At 62.9% G+C, this 13,989-nt stretch carries 13 protein-coding genes; 5 read left to right on the plus strand and 8 right to left on the minus strand.

The features are described 5' to 3' along the window. Positions 1–18: 18 nt before the first annotated feature. The 8 genes from rseP to rpsB all read right to left on the minus strand — a co-directional run bounded on the left by rseP (position 19) and on the right by rpsB (position 7,567). Positions 19–1,380, minus strand: coding sequence for an RIP metalloprotease RseP (gene rseP, locus ACXZ1M_RS00315; protein WP_459051261.1), 1,362 nt, complete (start codon positions 1,378–1,380; stop codon positions 19–21). Next, positions 1,377–2,570 carry a 1-deoxy-D-xylulose-5-phosphate reductoisomerase gene (gene ispC / locus ACXZ1M_RS00320; protein ID WP_459051262.1) on the minus strand — a complete coding sequence of 398 codons (1,194 nt, stop codon included), beginning with the start codon at positions 2,568–2,570 and terminating at the stop codon, positions 1,377–1,379. The genes rseP and ispC overlap by 4 nt, the downstream gene beginning before the upstream one ends. A gap of 10 nt (positions 2,571–2,580) precedes the next feature. Next, the gene (locus tag ACXZ1M_RS00325) at positions 2,581–3,432 is read right to left on the minus strand and encodes a phosphatidate cytidylyltransferase (protein WP_459051263.1); all 852 of its coding nucleotides are present in this window, start codon (positions 3,430–3,432) and stop codon (positions 2,581–2,583) included. Beyond that, complete coding sequence (gene uppS, locus ACXZ1M_RS00330) at positions 3,433–4,185, minus strand: polyprenyl diphosphate synthase (protein WP_459051264.1); 753 nt, start codon at positions 4,183–4,185, stop codon at positions 3,433–3,435. 191 nt (positions 4,186–4,376) lie between these two features. Continuing rightward, on the minus strand, positions 4,377–4,937 hold the full coding sequence (gene frr, locus ACXZ1M_RS00335; protein ID WP_459051265.1) for a ribosome recycling factor: 561 nt from the start codon (positions 4,935–4,937) through the stop codon (positions 4,377–4,379). Between the two features lie 27 nt (positions 4,938–4,964). After that, the gene (gene pyrH / locus ACXZ1M_RS00340) at positions 4,965–5,681 is read right to left on the minus strand and encodes a UMP kinase (RefSeq protein ID WP_459051266.1); all 717 of its coding nucleotides are present in this window, start codon (positions 5,679–5,681) and stop codon (positions 4,965–4,967) included. A 120-nt stretch (positions 5,682–5,801) separates the two neighbouring features. Further along, positions 5,802–6,719, minus strand: coding sequence for a translation elongation factor Ts (gene tsf, locus ACXZ1M_RS00345; protein ID WP_459051267.1), 918 nt, complete (start codon positions 6,717–6,719; stop codon positions 5,802–5,804). 95 nt (positions 6,720–6,814) lie between these two features. Continuing rightward, positions 6,815–7,567 carry a 30S ribosomal protein S2 gene (rpsB, locus tag ACXZ1M_RS00350; RefSeq protein WP_459051268.1) on the minus strand — a complete coding sequence of 251 codons (753 nt, stop codon included), beginning with the start codon at positions 7,565–7,567 and terminating at the stop codon, positions 6,815–6,817. Positions 7,568–7,949: 382 nt separating this feature from the next. Between rpsB and ACXZ1M_RS00355 the strand changes: the two genes are divergently transcribed. The 5 genes from ACXZ1M_RS00355 (at position 7,950) to ACXZ1M_RS00375 (ending at position 13,978) form a co-directional block, all read left to right on the plus strand. Beyond that, positions 7,950–8,744: an MHFG family PEP-CTERM protein gene (locus tag ACXZ1M_RS00355; protein ID WP_459051269.1), complete on the plus strand. Its 795-nt coding sequence runs from the start codon at positions 7,950–7,952 to the stop codon at positions 8,742–8,744. Between the two features lie 168 nt (positions 8,745–8,912). Next, positions 8,913–9,734 carry a type I methionyl aminopeptidase gene (map, locus tag ACXZ1M_RS00360; protein ID WP_459051270.1) on the plus strand — a complete coding sequence of 274 codons (822 nt, stop codon included), beginning with the start codon at positions 8,913–8,915 and terminating at the stop codon, positions 9,732–9,734. A gap of 18 nt (positions 9,735–9,752) precedes the next feature. Then, positions 9,753–12,320 carry a [protein-PII] uridylyltransferase gene (locus ACXZ1M_RS00365; RefSeq protein ID WP_459051271.1) on the plus strand — a complete coding sequence of 856 codons (2,568 nt, stop codon included), beginning with the start codon at positions 9,753–9,755 and terminating at the stop codon, positions 12,318–12,320. 24 nt (positions 12,321–12,344) lie between these two features. After that, positions 12,345–13,094 (plus strand): pseudouridine synthase, encoded by a 750-nt coding sequence (locus tag ACXZ1M_RS00370; RefSeq protein ID WP_459051272.1) that lies wholly within the window; start codon positions 12,345–12,347, stop codon positions 13,092–13,094. Between the two features lie 206 nt (positions 13,095–13,300). Next, positions 13,301–13,978 (plus strand): flagellar brake protein, encoded by a 678-nt coding sequence (locus tag ACXZ1M_RS00375; RefSeq protein ID WP_459051273.1) that lies wholly within the window; start codon positions 13,301–13,303, stop codon positions 13,976–13,978. Positions 13,979–13,989: the final 11 nt, after the last annotated feature.

A 13,989-nucleotide genomic window follows, 5' to 3' on the forward strand; every position in this document is an offset into this window, starting at 1 on the left:
CTCAATCAACGAGAACTACTACAACAACCGGGCAACGTCGTTAAAGACCGCAAGCAGCATCAAAGTCAGCAACAAACCCATGCCAAGACGCTGCGCGATTTCTCCAACGCGCTCCGGCACAGAACGCCCAGTTAAAACTTCCAGCGAATAATACAGCAAATGCCCGCCATCCAGAACCGGAATTGGAAGCAAATTCATCACACCTAAACTAATGCTGATGAAGGCGATAAAGCTCAAATAGCTGGCCACGCCCATTCGTGCGGTCTGGCCGGCGTAATCGGCAATCGTGATCGGACCGGTGACGTTCTTCAGCGAAGCTTCGCCGGTGATCATCTTGCCGATCATTTTCAGCGTCATGGCGCAGGTGTCCCACACTTTGCCGACCGCCTTGCCGACCGCCGCCAGCGGGGAAGAAGGCACCTTGATCATATCGGGCAGCAGCGCGACGTACGCGCCGATCTTACCGACTGTTACAGTTCCTTTGCTGGTTTTTGCCTGTTCCGCCTGCGGCGTCATGCTCACGGTCAGCGGCTGGCCGCTACGCTGCAGGTCCACCTGCACCGTTTTTCCGGCCGATGCACGAATGATGTCGATGAAGGCGATGCCGTCGGCCACCGCCACGCCGTCGACGGCGGTCAGCAGATCGCCCTCGCGCAGGCCGGCGCGTTCGGCCGGGCTGCCCGGTATCACTTGCTGCACCAGCGGCGCCGGACGCGAAACGCCGACGCCCAGCTGGGCCGGCACGTCGCCTTCCAGATCCAGGCCTGCCAGCGCGGATGCCGGCAAGGTGGCGGCGACGCGGCCCTGCCCTGCGCGCTCGATGGCGAGGCGGATCTCGTGCTTGTCGATGGCGGACTGGATGAACTGCCAGCGCAGTTCCGACCATACCTGCACCGGCTGGTCGTTGACGGCGGTGACCACGTCGCCGTTCTGCAGGCCGGCCTGCGCGGCGGCGGTCGCCGTGCCGGCGACGACGCTGATCTTGCTGCTCGGCTCCTCGATGCCGTGCATGTACAGGCCCGCGAACAGCACGATGGCGATCAGGAAGTTGGCCAACGGGCCGGCGGCGACGATGGCGATGCGCTTCCAGACGTTCTGGCGCGTGAACTCGCGCTGCAGGTCCGCTTCCGGCAGGCCGGTCAGCTCACCCTCGCGCGCATCCAGCATCTTGACGTAGCCGCCCAGCGGCAGCGCCGAGATGGCCCATTCCGTCTGGTCCGGGCCGAAACGGCGCGACCACACCACCTTGCCCATACCGACCGAGAAGCGCAGCACTTTCACGCCGCACCAGCGCGCCACCAGATAGTGCCCCAGTTCGTGGAATACGATCAGGGAGCCCAGGCAGACGACGAACGCCAGCACGGTTTGCAGGAAGTTCATTGGGCCAGTCCGGCGATATGGGTTTCAGCGGCGGCGCGGGCGGCAGCGTCCTGCGCCATCACCGCTTCGATGCTGTGGGCGGCGCCGTGCGGCAGCGTGTCCACCACATGGGCGATCACGCGGTCGATCTGGCGGAAGCCGATCTTCAGGTCGAGGAAGGCTTGCACCGCCACTTCGTTGGCCGCGTTCAGCAGGGCCGGCGCGGTGCCGCCGGCGCGCAGCGCGTCGAAGGCAAGGGCCAGGCACGGGAAGCGCGTGAAGTCCGGTTTTTCAAACTGCAGCGTGGCGATCTGCGTCAGGTCCAGCTGCGCCACGCCGGAGGCGATGCGCTCCGGGTAAGCCAACGCGTGGGCGATCGGCGTGCGCATGTCCGGGTTGCCCAGCTGCGCCAGCACCGAGCCGTCGACGTAGGACACCATCGAGTGGATCACCGATTGCGGGTGAATCACCACTTCGATGCGGTCGGCCGGGGCGCCGAACAGCCAATGGGCCTCGATCACTTCCAGGCCCTTGTTCATCATGGTGGCCGAATCGACCGAGATCTTGCGGCCCATCGACCAGTTGGGATGCTTGCAGGCCTGCTCCGGCGTCACCGCTTCCAGCGAGGCGACGTCGCGCGTCAGGAACGGGCCGCCCGATGCGGTCAGCAGGATCTTGGCGACGCCGGCGGCCGGGTCGCGCACGGCCGGCACGCGGCCGCCGAACTGCGGCATCGACTGGAAGATGGCGTTATGTTCGCTGTCGATCGGCAGCAGCACTGCGCCCGATTCCTGCACCGCGTCCATGAACAGCTGGCCGGACATGACCAGCGCTTCCTTGTTCGCCAACAGGATCTTCTTGCCGGCGCGGGCGGCGGCCAGCGTCGGCGCCAGGCCGGCGGCGCCGACGATGGCAGCCATCACGCTGTCGACTTCCGCCGCGCTGGCGATGGCGCACAGGGCTTGCTCGCCCCACTCCACCTGGGTCTTCACGCCGGCGGCGCGCAGCAGCGCGGCCAGCTGGTCGGCGGCGGCGGCGGTGCCGACCACGGCGCGCGCGGGACGGAACTGCACGCACTGCGCGGCCAGGTCGTCGACGCGGCTATGCGCGGACAGGGCATAGACGGCATAGCGCTCGGGATGGCGCGCCACCACGTCCAGCGTGGATACGCCGATCGAACCGGTGGCGCCTAAAACGGTGATACGTTGCATGGGAATTCTTTCAGAGCCAGGACGTGACCAGTGCGGCCATCGGCAGCACCGGGATCAACGCGTCCACGCGATCGAGCACGCCGCCGTGGCCGGGCAGCAGGTTGCTGCTGTCCTTGATGCCGGCGCGGCGCTTGAGCGCGGATTCGAACAGGTCGCCGATGACGGAAAACATCACGATCACCAGCAACACCAGCAGCGTCAGCGCCCAGCCGAAGCGGGCGTGCAGCTTGTAGGTGAAGGTGTCTTGCAGCCACGGGGCGGTTGTGTTGCCACCAGCGTCGGCCAGGACCACCGACAGCGAGGCGATCACCAGCACGGCAATCGCGCCGCCGATCGCGCCTTCCCACGACTTGCCGGGCGAGATGCTCGGCGCCAGCTTGCGCTTGCCGAAGGCCTTGCCGGAAAAGTAGGCGCCGATATCGGCGATCCACACCAGCACCATCACCGACAGCAGGTACAGCGGCGAGTGCAGGAACAGGCCGACGATGGCGAAGAAGGCCGCGAACACGGCAAAGGTGAAGGTGATCGCCAGCGACCAGTTGGCCGCGCCCTGCAACGGCGGCAGGCCCAGGCCCAGCGTCGGCGCGTAGCGGATCACCCACAGCAAGGCGGCTACGCCGTACAGCGCGTTGACCGAGCCCGGCTTGGCGGTGTACATCAGCAGCACGAACAGGCCGGCGCCGACGAAGCCGGCCGCGCGGGCCTTGCCCTCGGCCAGGCCGAACAGGCGGGCGCCTTCCCATACGGCGGCGCCGACAAACAGCGTCACCACCAGGGCAAACGCGGGGAAATAGTTGAAGAACAGGACCGGCAGCAGCACCGCCAGCAAGACCAGAGCGGTAATAATCCTCGTTTTCAGCATTTAGTTTGTCTTTTCAGCCAGTTGCGCCCCGGTGCGGCCGAAACGGCGTTCGCGGTGCTGGTAGGAGGCGATCGCCTCGTCGAGACATTCGGCGGAAAAGTCCGGCCAGTAGATGTCGGTGAAGAACAGCTCGGTGTAAGCGAGCTGCCACAACAGGAAATTGGAGATGCGCTGCTCGCCGCCGGTGCGGATGAACAGGTCCGGCTCGGGCGCGTAGGCCATGACCAGGTGCGGCGCCAGTTGCGCCTCGCTGAAATCGGTGGCGCCGGGATGGGCCTGGACCATCTGGCCGACGGCCTGCATGATGTCCCAGCGGCCGCCGTAGTTGAAGCAGACGGTCAGGGTCATGCGGGTGTTGGCGGCGGTCTTGCGCTCGGCGGCGGCGATCATGCCTTGCAGCTTGTCGTCGGCGCGGGACAGGTCGCCCACCACGCGCAGGCGGATGTTATTGGCGTGCAGCTTGGAGACTTCGCGTTCGAGCGCGGTCACGAACAGGCGCATCAGAAGGGACACTTCCTCTTCCGGGCGGCGCCAGTTTTCCGAGCTGAAGGCGAACAGGGTGAGGTATTCGACGCCACGGCGGGCGCAGGACTCGACCACGGTGCGCACGGCTTCCACGCCTTTGACGTGTCCGGCCACGCGCGGCAGGAAGCGCTTGGTGGCCCAGCGGCCGTTGCCGTCCATGATGATCGCCACGTGGCGCGGCACGGCGGGTGCGTCTGGAACCTCGGTAGTCGAACTCGTATATTTCATGAAAACTTTGGTGCCAAAGTATAAAGTATTGCAGGTGTGACGCGAAAAGACAAGAAGCGCTCCGCAGAAACGTCATTCCCGCGCAGGCGGGAATCCATAGTACGCGTGCGGGCACGCTCAGCATGGATTCCCGCGTACGCGGGAAGTCGTTTCGCCCAGTGGGCGGAAGGACGAGGGGGACTCCGCCGGTGTTACACCGTCAAAACTTCTTTTTCCTTATCCAACAGCATCTTGTCGATATCGGCGATGGCCTTGTCGGTCAGTTTCTGGATGTCGTCGGTGCCACGGCGCTCGTCGTCTTCCGAAATCGCCTTGTCCTTGACCAGCTTTTTCAAGCCTTCGTTGGCGTCGCGACGGATGTTGCGCACGGCAACCTTGGCGTCTTCACCTTCGCTCTTGACCAGCTTGACCATTTCCTTGCGGCGCTCTTCGGTCAGCGGCGGGGTCGGCACACGGATGGTGTCGCCCTGCGCGGCCGGGTTCAGGCCCAGGTCCGCGTCGCGGATGGCTTTCTCGATGGCGCCGGCCATTTTCTTCTCGAACGGCTGCACACCGATGGTGCGGGCGTCCACCAGGGTCAGGTTGGCGACCTGGCTGATCGGGGTCGGATTACCGTAGTAATCAACCGTCACGTGATCGAGGATGCCGGTGTGGGCGCGACCGGTACGGACCTTGGCCAGGTCGGCACGCAGGGTTTCCAGCGATTTGACCATGCGCTCTTGCGCACTCTTTTTAACGTCAGCTACGGACATTGCTGCTCTCCTGTTGTTTCTTAAAAATTAAACGTGAACCAGTGTACCCTCATCCTCGCCCATGATCACGCGCATCAGCGCGCCGGGCTTGGTGATGGAAAACACTTTGATCGGCAGTTTCTGGTCGCGGCACAGCGCGAAAGCGGTGGCGTCCATGACCTGCAGGTGCTTGGCGATCGCTTCGTCGAAGCTGATCGTGCTGTACAGCGTGGCGTTCGGATCCTTCTTCGGATCGGCGGTGTAGACGCCGTCCACCTTGGTGGCCTTCAGCACGATTTCCGCGCTCATCTCCGAGCCGCGCAGCGCCGCTGCGGTGTCGGTGGTGAAGAACGGATTGCCGGTGCCGGCCGCGAACACCACGACCTTGCCTTCTTCCAGGTACTGCAGCGCCTTCGGGCGCACATACGGCTCCACCACCTGCTCGATGCCGATGGCCGACATGACGCGCGCGGTGATGCCCACGTGACGCATGGCGTCGGCCAGGGCCAGCGCGTTCATCACGGTGGCCAGCATGCCCATGTAGTCGGCGGTGGCGCGGTCCATGCCTTGCGCACCGGGCGCCACGCCACGGAAGATATTGCCGCCGCCAATGACGATCGCCAGCTCCACGCCCAGTTTCGCGACCTCGGCCACATCGGCCACCATGCGCTCGATCGTGCCCCGGTTGATGCCGTAAGGATCATCGCCCATCAGGGCTTCGCCGGACAATTTGAGGAGGACGCGCTTATAGGCTGGTTTGGACATGAGACGGGGCTCCTAGATAAAGTTATTCGGGTAAGCTTGCCGGCGCCTATGATACCTCGCCCAACGCCGGGCACTACTGAGGGCTTAAAAAAACGGGCCTCTCGGCCCGTTTTCTTTTTATTACGCTCCTTTGGAAGCGGCCACTTGAGCGGCCACTTCTGCTGCGAAGTCGTCTACTTTCTTCTCGATGCCCTCGCCTACCACGTACATGGCAAACGATTTAACGGTGGTCGATTTTTCTTTCAGCATCTGCTCGATCGATTGCTTGTCGTTTTTCACGAAAGCCTGGTTCAGCAGCGATACTTCTTTCAGGAACTTCTGGACCGAACCTTCCAGACGCTTGGCGACGATGTCGGCAGCCTGTGGGGTTTTGCCGGCGGCAACAGCGGCGGCTGCATCTTCGTCCGCTTTCAGCTGAGCAACCGAGCGCTCTTTTTCGATCAGTTCCGCAGGAACCTGGTCCGACGACAGCGACACTGGCTTCATTGCAGCGATGTGCATGGCCACGTCTTTGCCCACTTGCTCGTCCGCGCCGTCGAATTCAACGACCACGCCGATGCGGGTGCCGTGCAGGTACGAAGCCAGCTTGGCGGTGGTTTCGAAACGCTGGAAGCGGCGGATCGACATGTTTTCGCCGATTTTACCGATCAGTGCGGCACGCACTTCGTCCAGGGTCTTGCCTTCGTCGCCGGCTGGCAGGGCCAGCAGGGCAGCGACGTCGGCCGGGTTCTTTTCAGCTACCAGACGGGCAGCGGTGTTGGCCAGGTTCAGGAAGTCGTCGTTTTTCGCAACGAAGTCGGTTTCCGAGTTCACTTCGATCAGGGCGCCTACGCCGTCGGCGATGTAGGTCGCTACCACGCCTTCAGCGGTGATACGGCTTGCTGCTTTACCAGCTTTGCCGCCCAGCTTGACGCGCAGGATCTCTTCCGCACGACCCATGTCGCCTTCGGCTTCGGTCAGTGCTTTTTTGCATTCCATCATCGGCGCGTCGGTCTTCGCGCGCAGTTCGCCTACCATTGCTGCAGTAATCGCTGCCATGTGTTTCTCCTGTATTCGGTATTTCAGTGGGTGGTTATGTCAAAAAAAAGGGGGAGCTGTTGGCCACCCCTTTTTCTACAGCCTGTCAGAAACGATTAAGCCTGTTCGCTGACTTCGACGAATTCGTCGCCGGCTGCTGCTTTAACCATCTCTACAACTTCGGCGCCAGCGGCCGAACGGCCTTCCAGGATCGCATCTGCAACGCCACGGGCGTACAGCGTGATGGCTTTCGACGAGTCGTCGTTACCTGGGATGACGTATTGCACGCCTTCTGGCGAGTGGTTGGTATCGACCACGCCGATAACCGGGATGCCCAGTTTTGCGGCTTCGGTGATGGCGCCTTTATGGTAGCCAACGTCAACGACGAAGATTGCGTCAGGAACGCCGCCCATGTCTTTGATGCCGCCGATCGATTTTTGCAGCTTAACGATTTCGCGTTGGAACATCAGCGCTTCTTTTTTCGACAGCTTCTCAACCGAACCGTCTTCCACCGAAGCTTCCATGTCTTTCAGGCGCTTGATCGAGGTCTTGATGGTTTTGAAGTTGGTCAGCATGCCGCCCAGCCAACGCTGGTCGACGAAAGGAACGCCCGCGCGCTGAGCTTCAGCGGCGATGATGTCGCGTGCTTGACGCTTGGTGCCTACCATCAGGATGGTGCCACGGCTTGCGGCTACCTGTTTCACGTGTTTCATCGCTTCTTGATACATACCCATCGTCTTTTCCAAGTTGATGATATGGATCTTGTTACGGTGACCGAAGATGAACGGAGCCATCTTTGGGTTCCAGAAACGGGTTTGGTGACCAAAGTGGACACCGGCTTCCAGCATTTCGCGCATAGTTACGGACATAATTTACTCCAGGGTTAGTTCTGGAATCCGATCAGTCACCCGGGAAAATTCCCTGGCACCCTTGTCGAACGGATTCGCGTGTTTAAATTAAGAAATACAACATTGCTTAAACCAAATTCAAGCAACCCGAGATTCTACCCTAAAAACAGCCACTTGGGCAAGCACTCTCGCTCTATGAGACGGCGGCCAACCGCCCCGCGATGGTGCATGCAAGATGATAGTGTTGTGCGCCGATGCACCAACATAGCGCAGAGCATCAAAAAATTCTTAGTAGATAGCTATTTATATGGAAAGTGTAATATCATTCGGGACACCATAGTTCCACTACATTAATTTCGCCGCGCCCAACCCATGCGATAGCGCCCAGCCTGAGAGATTTTCCATGCCCTTACTGCTAGCTGTCACACTTGCCGCCGCGATTCAACCCAGCTGCTCCTGGGACCACCCAGGCCACAACCCCTACACCGGCGGCGCCGCAGCCGCCATCGACCGCTACACCGACATTCCGGAGGCCGTGCGAAGCACGCTCAAGCGCCGCATGCAGGAAAACCAGTCCGACGACAAGGTCAGCATCACGCGCGAGCACATCACCGGCAAATACCAATACGATCCCGCCATCCGCGACATGCATTTCGGCAAAGCCTCGGTCTGCGCCACCGTCACGCGCGACAAGTGGGCGGACACGCGCAACGAGCCGGGCGCCGTGTATTGCGTCGAGCAGCACTGCATCCTGGTGCCGCGCATCTGCGGCAACGTCAGCCGCGTCACCCGCTCCGAAGCCGTCGCGTCGACACCTGCGGCGCCGGCGCGCGAGCTCGAAGCCCCGGTCGAATTCACCGACCCCGGCCTGGCCGAACTGGGTCTGTTCGACGCGCCGAAGCTCGAACCGATCGAACTGGATCCGGCCGAAGAGGCCCAGCGCCGCATCGCCCGCCAGCGCGCACTTGACGCACTGGACCACCTGCAGGACGACGAGGAACTGGCAAAAGCTGGGGACGACACCCGTCACGTCGGGTTTGGCGGCCGCGGCGGACGCGGTTCCAACGGCAGCGGCGACGTCGACGACGTCTCCCCGGTGCCGGAAGCCGACACCTGGGGCATGCTGCTGGCCGGCCTCGGCCTGGTGGGCTGGCAGGCGCGTCGCCGCGCCAAAGCGGCGGCCAAGGCAGGCGCCTAAGACCGCGCCCATGCCGCCGTCCGCCAGGGCTGGCGGCGACAGCCGCACGACTGCCCCGCCGTCGTTTATAATTTCAACATATCGCACGCCACGCGCCGCCGCTGATCGCTGACTCAGCGATCGGTGCGCCGGGCGTGTTCACCGTTTACCTTGCAGATTGCGATCACTATGTCCATTTCCATCAAAACCGCCGAAGACATCGAAGGCATGCGCATCGCCGGGCGCCTCGGCTCCGAAGTGCTGGACTACATCACCCCCTTCGTCAAGCCGGGCGTCACCACCGGCGAACTCGATCGCCTGTGCCACGAATACATGGTCAACGTCCAGGGCACCATCCCGGCGCCGCTGAACTACTGCCCGCCGGGCTACACGCCCTACCCGAAAGCCATCTGCACCTCCGTCAACGACGTGATCTGCCACGGCATCCCGGGCGACAAGGTGCTCAAGAACGGCGACGTGGTCAACCTCGACATCACCGTCATCAAGGACGGCTACCACGGCGACAACAGCCGCATGTTCTTCATCGGCGAACCGTCGATCATGGCCAAGCGCCTGTCCGAGATCACCTACGAATGCATGTGGCTGGGCATCGCCCAGGTCAAGCCGGGCGCCACCTTGGGCGACATCGGCCACGCCATCCAGCAACACGCCGAAAAAGCCGGCTACAGCGTGGTGCGCGAGTTCTGCGGCCACGGCATCGGCAAGGTGTTCCACGAAGAGCCGCAGGTGCTGCACTACGGCCGTCCCGGCACCGGCATCGTGCTGGAAACCGGCATGATCTTCACCATCGAGCCGATGATCAACGCCGGCAAGCGCGAAATCCGCGAAATGGGCGACGGCTGGACCATCAAAACCAAGGACCGCAGCCTGTCGGCCCAGTGGGAACACATGATCCTGGTGACCGACACCGGCTATGAAGTGCTGACCCTGTCGGCCGGCAGCCCGCCGCCGCCGGCCTTCATCGGCGGCGCCGCCGCCAAGGCAGCGTAAGCCGTGAACGCGGCCGTGATGAAGAAGGAACTGCGCGAGCAACTCAAGCGCCAGCTGAAAGCCGACCGCCAGCTCGTCATCGCCGCATTCCGTGACGACGGCAAGCCGGAAAAGCTGCTGCGCAGCCTGCGCCAGAGCGTCGACGCGGTGCTCACCACGGCCTGGCACGCGGCCGCGCTGCCGGAAAACACGGCGCTGATCGGCGTCGGCGGCTACGGCCGCGGTGAGCTGTTCCCCTATTCCGACGTCGACCTGCTGATTTTGCTGGAGCAGGCGCCGGACGCCGCCACCACCGAAAAGCTGGAAGAGCTGGTGCAGCTGCTGTGGGACCTGGGACTGGAAATCGGCCACAGCATCCGCACGGTGGACGAGTGCCTGAGCGAATCGGCGGCCGACATTACGGTGCAAACCAGCCTGCTGGAAGCGCGCATCATCTGCGGCGACGATCAGCTGTTCGCCGAACTGCAGCACCGCTACGACGCCGCCATGGACCCGCGCGCCTTCTTCCACGCCAAGCTGCTGGAAATGCGCCAGCGCCACGCCAAGTACGAAGACACGGCCTTCAGCCTGGAGCCGAACTGCAAGGAAAGCCCGGGCGGCCTGCGCGACCTGCAGGTGATCCTGTGGCTGGTCAAGGCTTCCGGCCTGGCCAACTCCTGGCGCACCCTGGCCACCAGCGGCCTGATCACGCAGACCGAAGCCAAGCAGCTGATGGAGAAGGAACGCGCCTTCAAGGATATCCGCGTGCGCCTGCACCTGCACGCCGGCCGGCGCGAAGACCGCCTGGTGTTCGACGTGCAGACCGCCATCGCCGAGTCGCTGGGCCTGACCGCCACCGGCAGCGGCCCCAATATGCGCCGCGCCAGCGAATACCTGATGCAGCGCTACTACTGGGCCGCCAAGACCGTCACCCAGCTCAACACCATCCTGCTGCAGAACATCGAGGAACGGCTGTTCCCGAAATCGGGCGAGGCGGTGCGCATCAACGAACGCTTCAACGACGTCAACGGCCTGATCGACATCGCCGAGGACGACACCTTCGAGAAGAATCCGTCGGCCATGCTGGAGATTTTCCTGCTGATGACCGAGCGGCCGGCGCTCAAGGGCATGACGGCGCGCGCCACCCGCGCGCTGTGGCACGAGCGCTTCCAGATCGACGCCGCCTTCCGCGCCGATCCGGCCAACCGTTCGCTGTTCCTGCGCATCATGCAGGCGCCGGTGGGCGTGATCCACGCGCTGCGCCGCATGAACGACCTGTCGGTGCTGGGCCGCTACCTGCCCAACTTCCGCAAGATCGTCGGCCAGATGCAACACGACCTGTTCCACGTCTACACGGTCGACCAGCACATCCTGATGGTGGTGCGCAATATGCGCCGCTTCACCATGGCCGAGCACGCGCACGAATACCCGTTCTGCAGCCAGCTGATGGCCAACTTCCCGCAGCCGTGGGTGCTGTTCCTGGCCGCACTGTTTCATGACATCGCCAAAGGCCGGGGCGGCGACCACTCCAAGCTCGGCATGGCCGACGCCGAACAGTTCTGCCGCGACCACGGCATGAGCGAGGAAGACACCGAACTGGTGGTGTTCCTGGTCGAGAACCACCTGACCATGTCGCAAGTGGCGCAGAAACAGGACTTGTCCGATCCGGACGTGATCCAGGCCTTCGCCAAGGTGGTGGGCGACGAGCGCCACCTGACCGGCCTGTATTTGCTGACGGTAGCCGACATCCGCGGCACCAGCCCTAAGGTGTGGAACGCCTGGAAGGCCAAGCTGCTGGAAGACCTCTACAAGATCACCCTGCGCGTGCTGGGCGGCGAGCCGCACAGCGCCGACAACGAACTGCGCAACCGCCAGCAGGAAGCGCTGGCGACCCTGCGCCTGTACGGCCTGGAAGCGGATGCGCACCAAGCGTTCTGGAAACAGCTCGACGTCGCCTACTTCCTGCGCCATGACGCCTCCGACATCGCCTGGCAGACGCGCGCGCTGTACGACCGCTTCAACAGCGAGCAGCCGGTGGTGAAATGCCGCCTGGCGCCGATCGGCGAAGGGCTGCAGATCGCCGTCTACATCAAGGACCAGCCGGACCTGTTCGCGCGCATCTGCAGCTATTTCGACCGCAAGAATTTCAGCATCCTCGACGCCAAGATTCACACCACGCGCCACGGCTACGCGCTCGACACCTTCCTGGTGACCGAGCAGAACTTCGCCAAGAGCTACCGCGACATCATCAGCCTGATCGAGCACGAGGTGTGCAGCCTGCTGACCACGCCCGAGCCGCTGCCGGCGCCGGGCAAGGGCCGCTTGTCGCGCCTGTCGCGCACCTTCCCCATCCAGCCGACGGTGGACCTGCGGCCGGACGAGCGCGGCCAATACTACCTGCTGTCGGTGGCCGCCAACGACCGCACCGGTTTGCTGTACTCTATCGCCAATGTACTGACCAAGTACAAGATCAACCTGCACACGGCCAAGGTCATGACCCTGGGCGAGCGCGTGGAAGACGTGTTCCTGATCGACGGCGCGGCGCTCAACAACGCCCGCAACCAGATCCAGCTGGAAACCGACCTGCTGGACGCCATCAAGGTTTAACCCCTGTTTTAAAAGAGCATCATCATGTCTGAAGAATTACTCCGCCTGTCCAAACGCATGTCCGAACTGGGCTTGTGCTCGCGTCGCGAGGCCGACGAATGGATAGAGCGCGGCTGGGTCCGGGTTGACGGCAAAGTCATCTCCGAGCTGGGCACCAAGATCTACCCGAGCCAGAAAGTCACCGTCGAGCGCCAGGCCGCCGCCGAGCAGTCCAAGCGCGTAACCATCCTGATCAACAAGCCGATGGGCTACGTCTCCGGCCAGGCCGAGGACGGCTACCAGCCGGCCGTGGTGCTGATCAAGCCGGAAAACCGCTGGCCGGAAGACCCATCGCCGGAAATGTTCCACCCGACCCAGCTGCGTTCGCTGGTGCCGGCCGGCCGCCTGGACATCGACTCGGTCGGCCTGCTGGTGCTGACCCAGGACGGCCGCGTGGCCAAGCACCTGATCGGCGAAACCACCGAAGTCGACAAGGAATACCTGGTGCGCGTGGAATACACCAAGCCGGGCAAGCTGCCCGACAGCGACCTCAAAAAGCTCAACCACGGCCTTTGGATGGACGGCAAGCCGCTGCTGCCGGCCAAGGTACGCTGGCAGAACGACGACCAGCTCAGCTTCACCTTGAAGGAAGGTAAGAAGCGCCAGATTCGCCGCATGTGCGATATGGTGGGCCTGAAGGTGGTCGGTTTGAAACGGGTGCGCATCGGCAAAGTGAAGCTGGGCGACCTGCCGGTGGGCCAGTGGCGCTATCTGCGCCCCGATGAGCGCTTTTGAACCACAAAGGATCAAAAATTCTTGCTATTTTGCAAGCCAAAACGCTGAATCCGCTATAAACTACCGAGATCGACCTCGCATTATAGAAGTCATTATCAAAGAGATATGCCGTCGTGAACGATCCAATACCAAATGAATTTCGACGCGGGCCCCCCACCCTAAAAGACGCTGTGGAGCCAATCGCGACGGGTTCGAACCCCCACGAAATGACCGATGAACATGACATCGGTGATTCCCTGACTGCGCTCGCCGAATCGGGCGAGCCGGTCTCGATTTATCCGTCCAGTTCCACCAATGTAGTGATGGGCCGGCTGAAGTCGGTCGATCCGGAAAATCCCTACTTTGTGCTGGAGTTGAACGAGGGCGAGTTCCTGCCGCCCGGCGACGCCGTCTTCGTGGCCTGGCTGCGTTCGGCGAAGATCCAGTTCAAGCTCACTTCGGATACCTGGCCGTCGCTGCCGGACCAGCCTACCCTGCACCAGCTGGAGTTCCCGCTGAGGTGCCAGGTGCTGAACCGCCGCTCCTCGACGCGTCTGGAAACCCCGCTGGGCGTGTACTACATGGCCTCCTTCGTCCTCAACGGCAAACCGTACGAGCTGCAGTTGTACGACTTTTCCGCCGGCGGCGTCGGCATGCGCGCGGCGCCGCGCGACGCGGTCGGCCTACACGTCGGCCGCAAGCTACAACGCGTGCGGCTGGAGCTGGGACCGGATTCGGTGATGATCGCCGACCTGGAAGTGCGGCTGTCGCGCACCTTCCGTTCCTTCCTGCTGGGCGAGCAGGTGCAGATCGGCTGCCAGTTCGCCAATCTGTCGCCGGCCATGGAAGAAGAACTCAAGCGCTTGCTCGACAAGCTGCATTCCGGTCGTCAGCGCGCAGCGTAGTTCTAGGCATA

It is taken from the genome of Duganella paludis (assembly GCF_054461335.1).

Coding starts and splice junctions, on each gene's coding strand:
- rseP (WP_459051261.1), bottom strand. CDS start 1,380: ATGAACTTCCTGCAAACCGTGCTGGCGTTCGTCGTCTGCCTGGGCTCC.
- ispC (WP_459051262.1), bottom strand. CDS start 2,570: ATGCAACGTATCACCGTTTTAGGCGCCACCGGTTCGATCGGCGTATCC.
- ACXZ1M_RS00325 (WP_459051263.1), bottom strand. CDS start 3,432: ATGCTGAAAACGAGGATTATTACCGCTCTGGTCTTGCTGGCGGTGCTG.
- uppS (WP_459051264.1), bottom strand. CDS start 4,185: ATGAAATATACGAGTTCGACTACCGAGGTTCCAGACGCACCCGCCGTG.
- frr (WP_459051265.1), bottom strand. CDS start 4,937: ATGTCCGTAGCTGACGTTAAAAAGAGTGCGCAAGAGCGCATGGTCAAA.
- pyrH (WP_459051266.1), bottom strand. CDS start 5,681: ATGTCCAAACCAGCCTATAAGCGCGTCCTCCTCAAATTGTCCGGCGAA.
- tsf (WP_459051267.1), bottom strand. CDS start 6,719: ATGGCAGCGATTACTGCAGCAATGGTAGGCGAACTGCGCGCGAAGACC.
- rpsB (WP_459051268.1), bottom strand. CDS start 7,567: ATGTCCGTAACTATGCGCGAAATGCTGGAAGCCGGTGTCCACTTTGGT.
- ACXZ1M_RS00355 (WP_459051269.1), top strand. CDS start 7,950: ATGCCCTTACTGCTAGCTGTCACACTTGCCGCCGCGATTCAACCCAGC.
- map (WP_459051270.1), top strand. CDS start 8,913: ATGTCCATTTCCATCAAAACCGCCGAAGACATCGAAGGCATGCGCATC.
- ACXZ1M_RS00365 (WP_459051271.1), top strand. CDS start 9,753: ATGAAGAAGGAACTGCGCGAGCAACTCAAGCGCCAGCTGAAAGCCGAC.
- ACXZ1M_RS00370 (WP_459051272.1), top strand. CDS start 12,345: ATGTCTGAAGAATTACTCCGCCTGTCCAAACGCATGTCCGAACTGGGC.
- ACXZ1M_RS00375 (WP_459051273.1), top strand. CDS start 13,301: ATGACCGATGAACATGACATCGGTGATTCCCTGACTGCGCTCGCCGAA.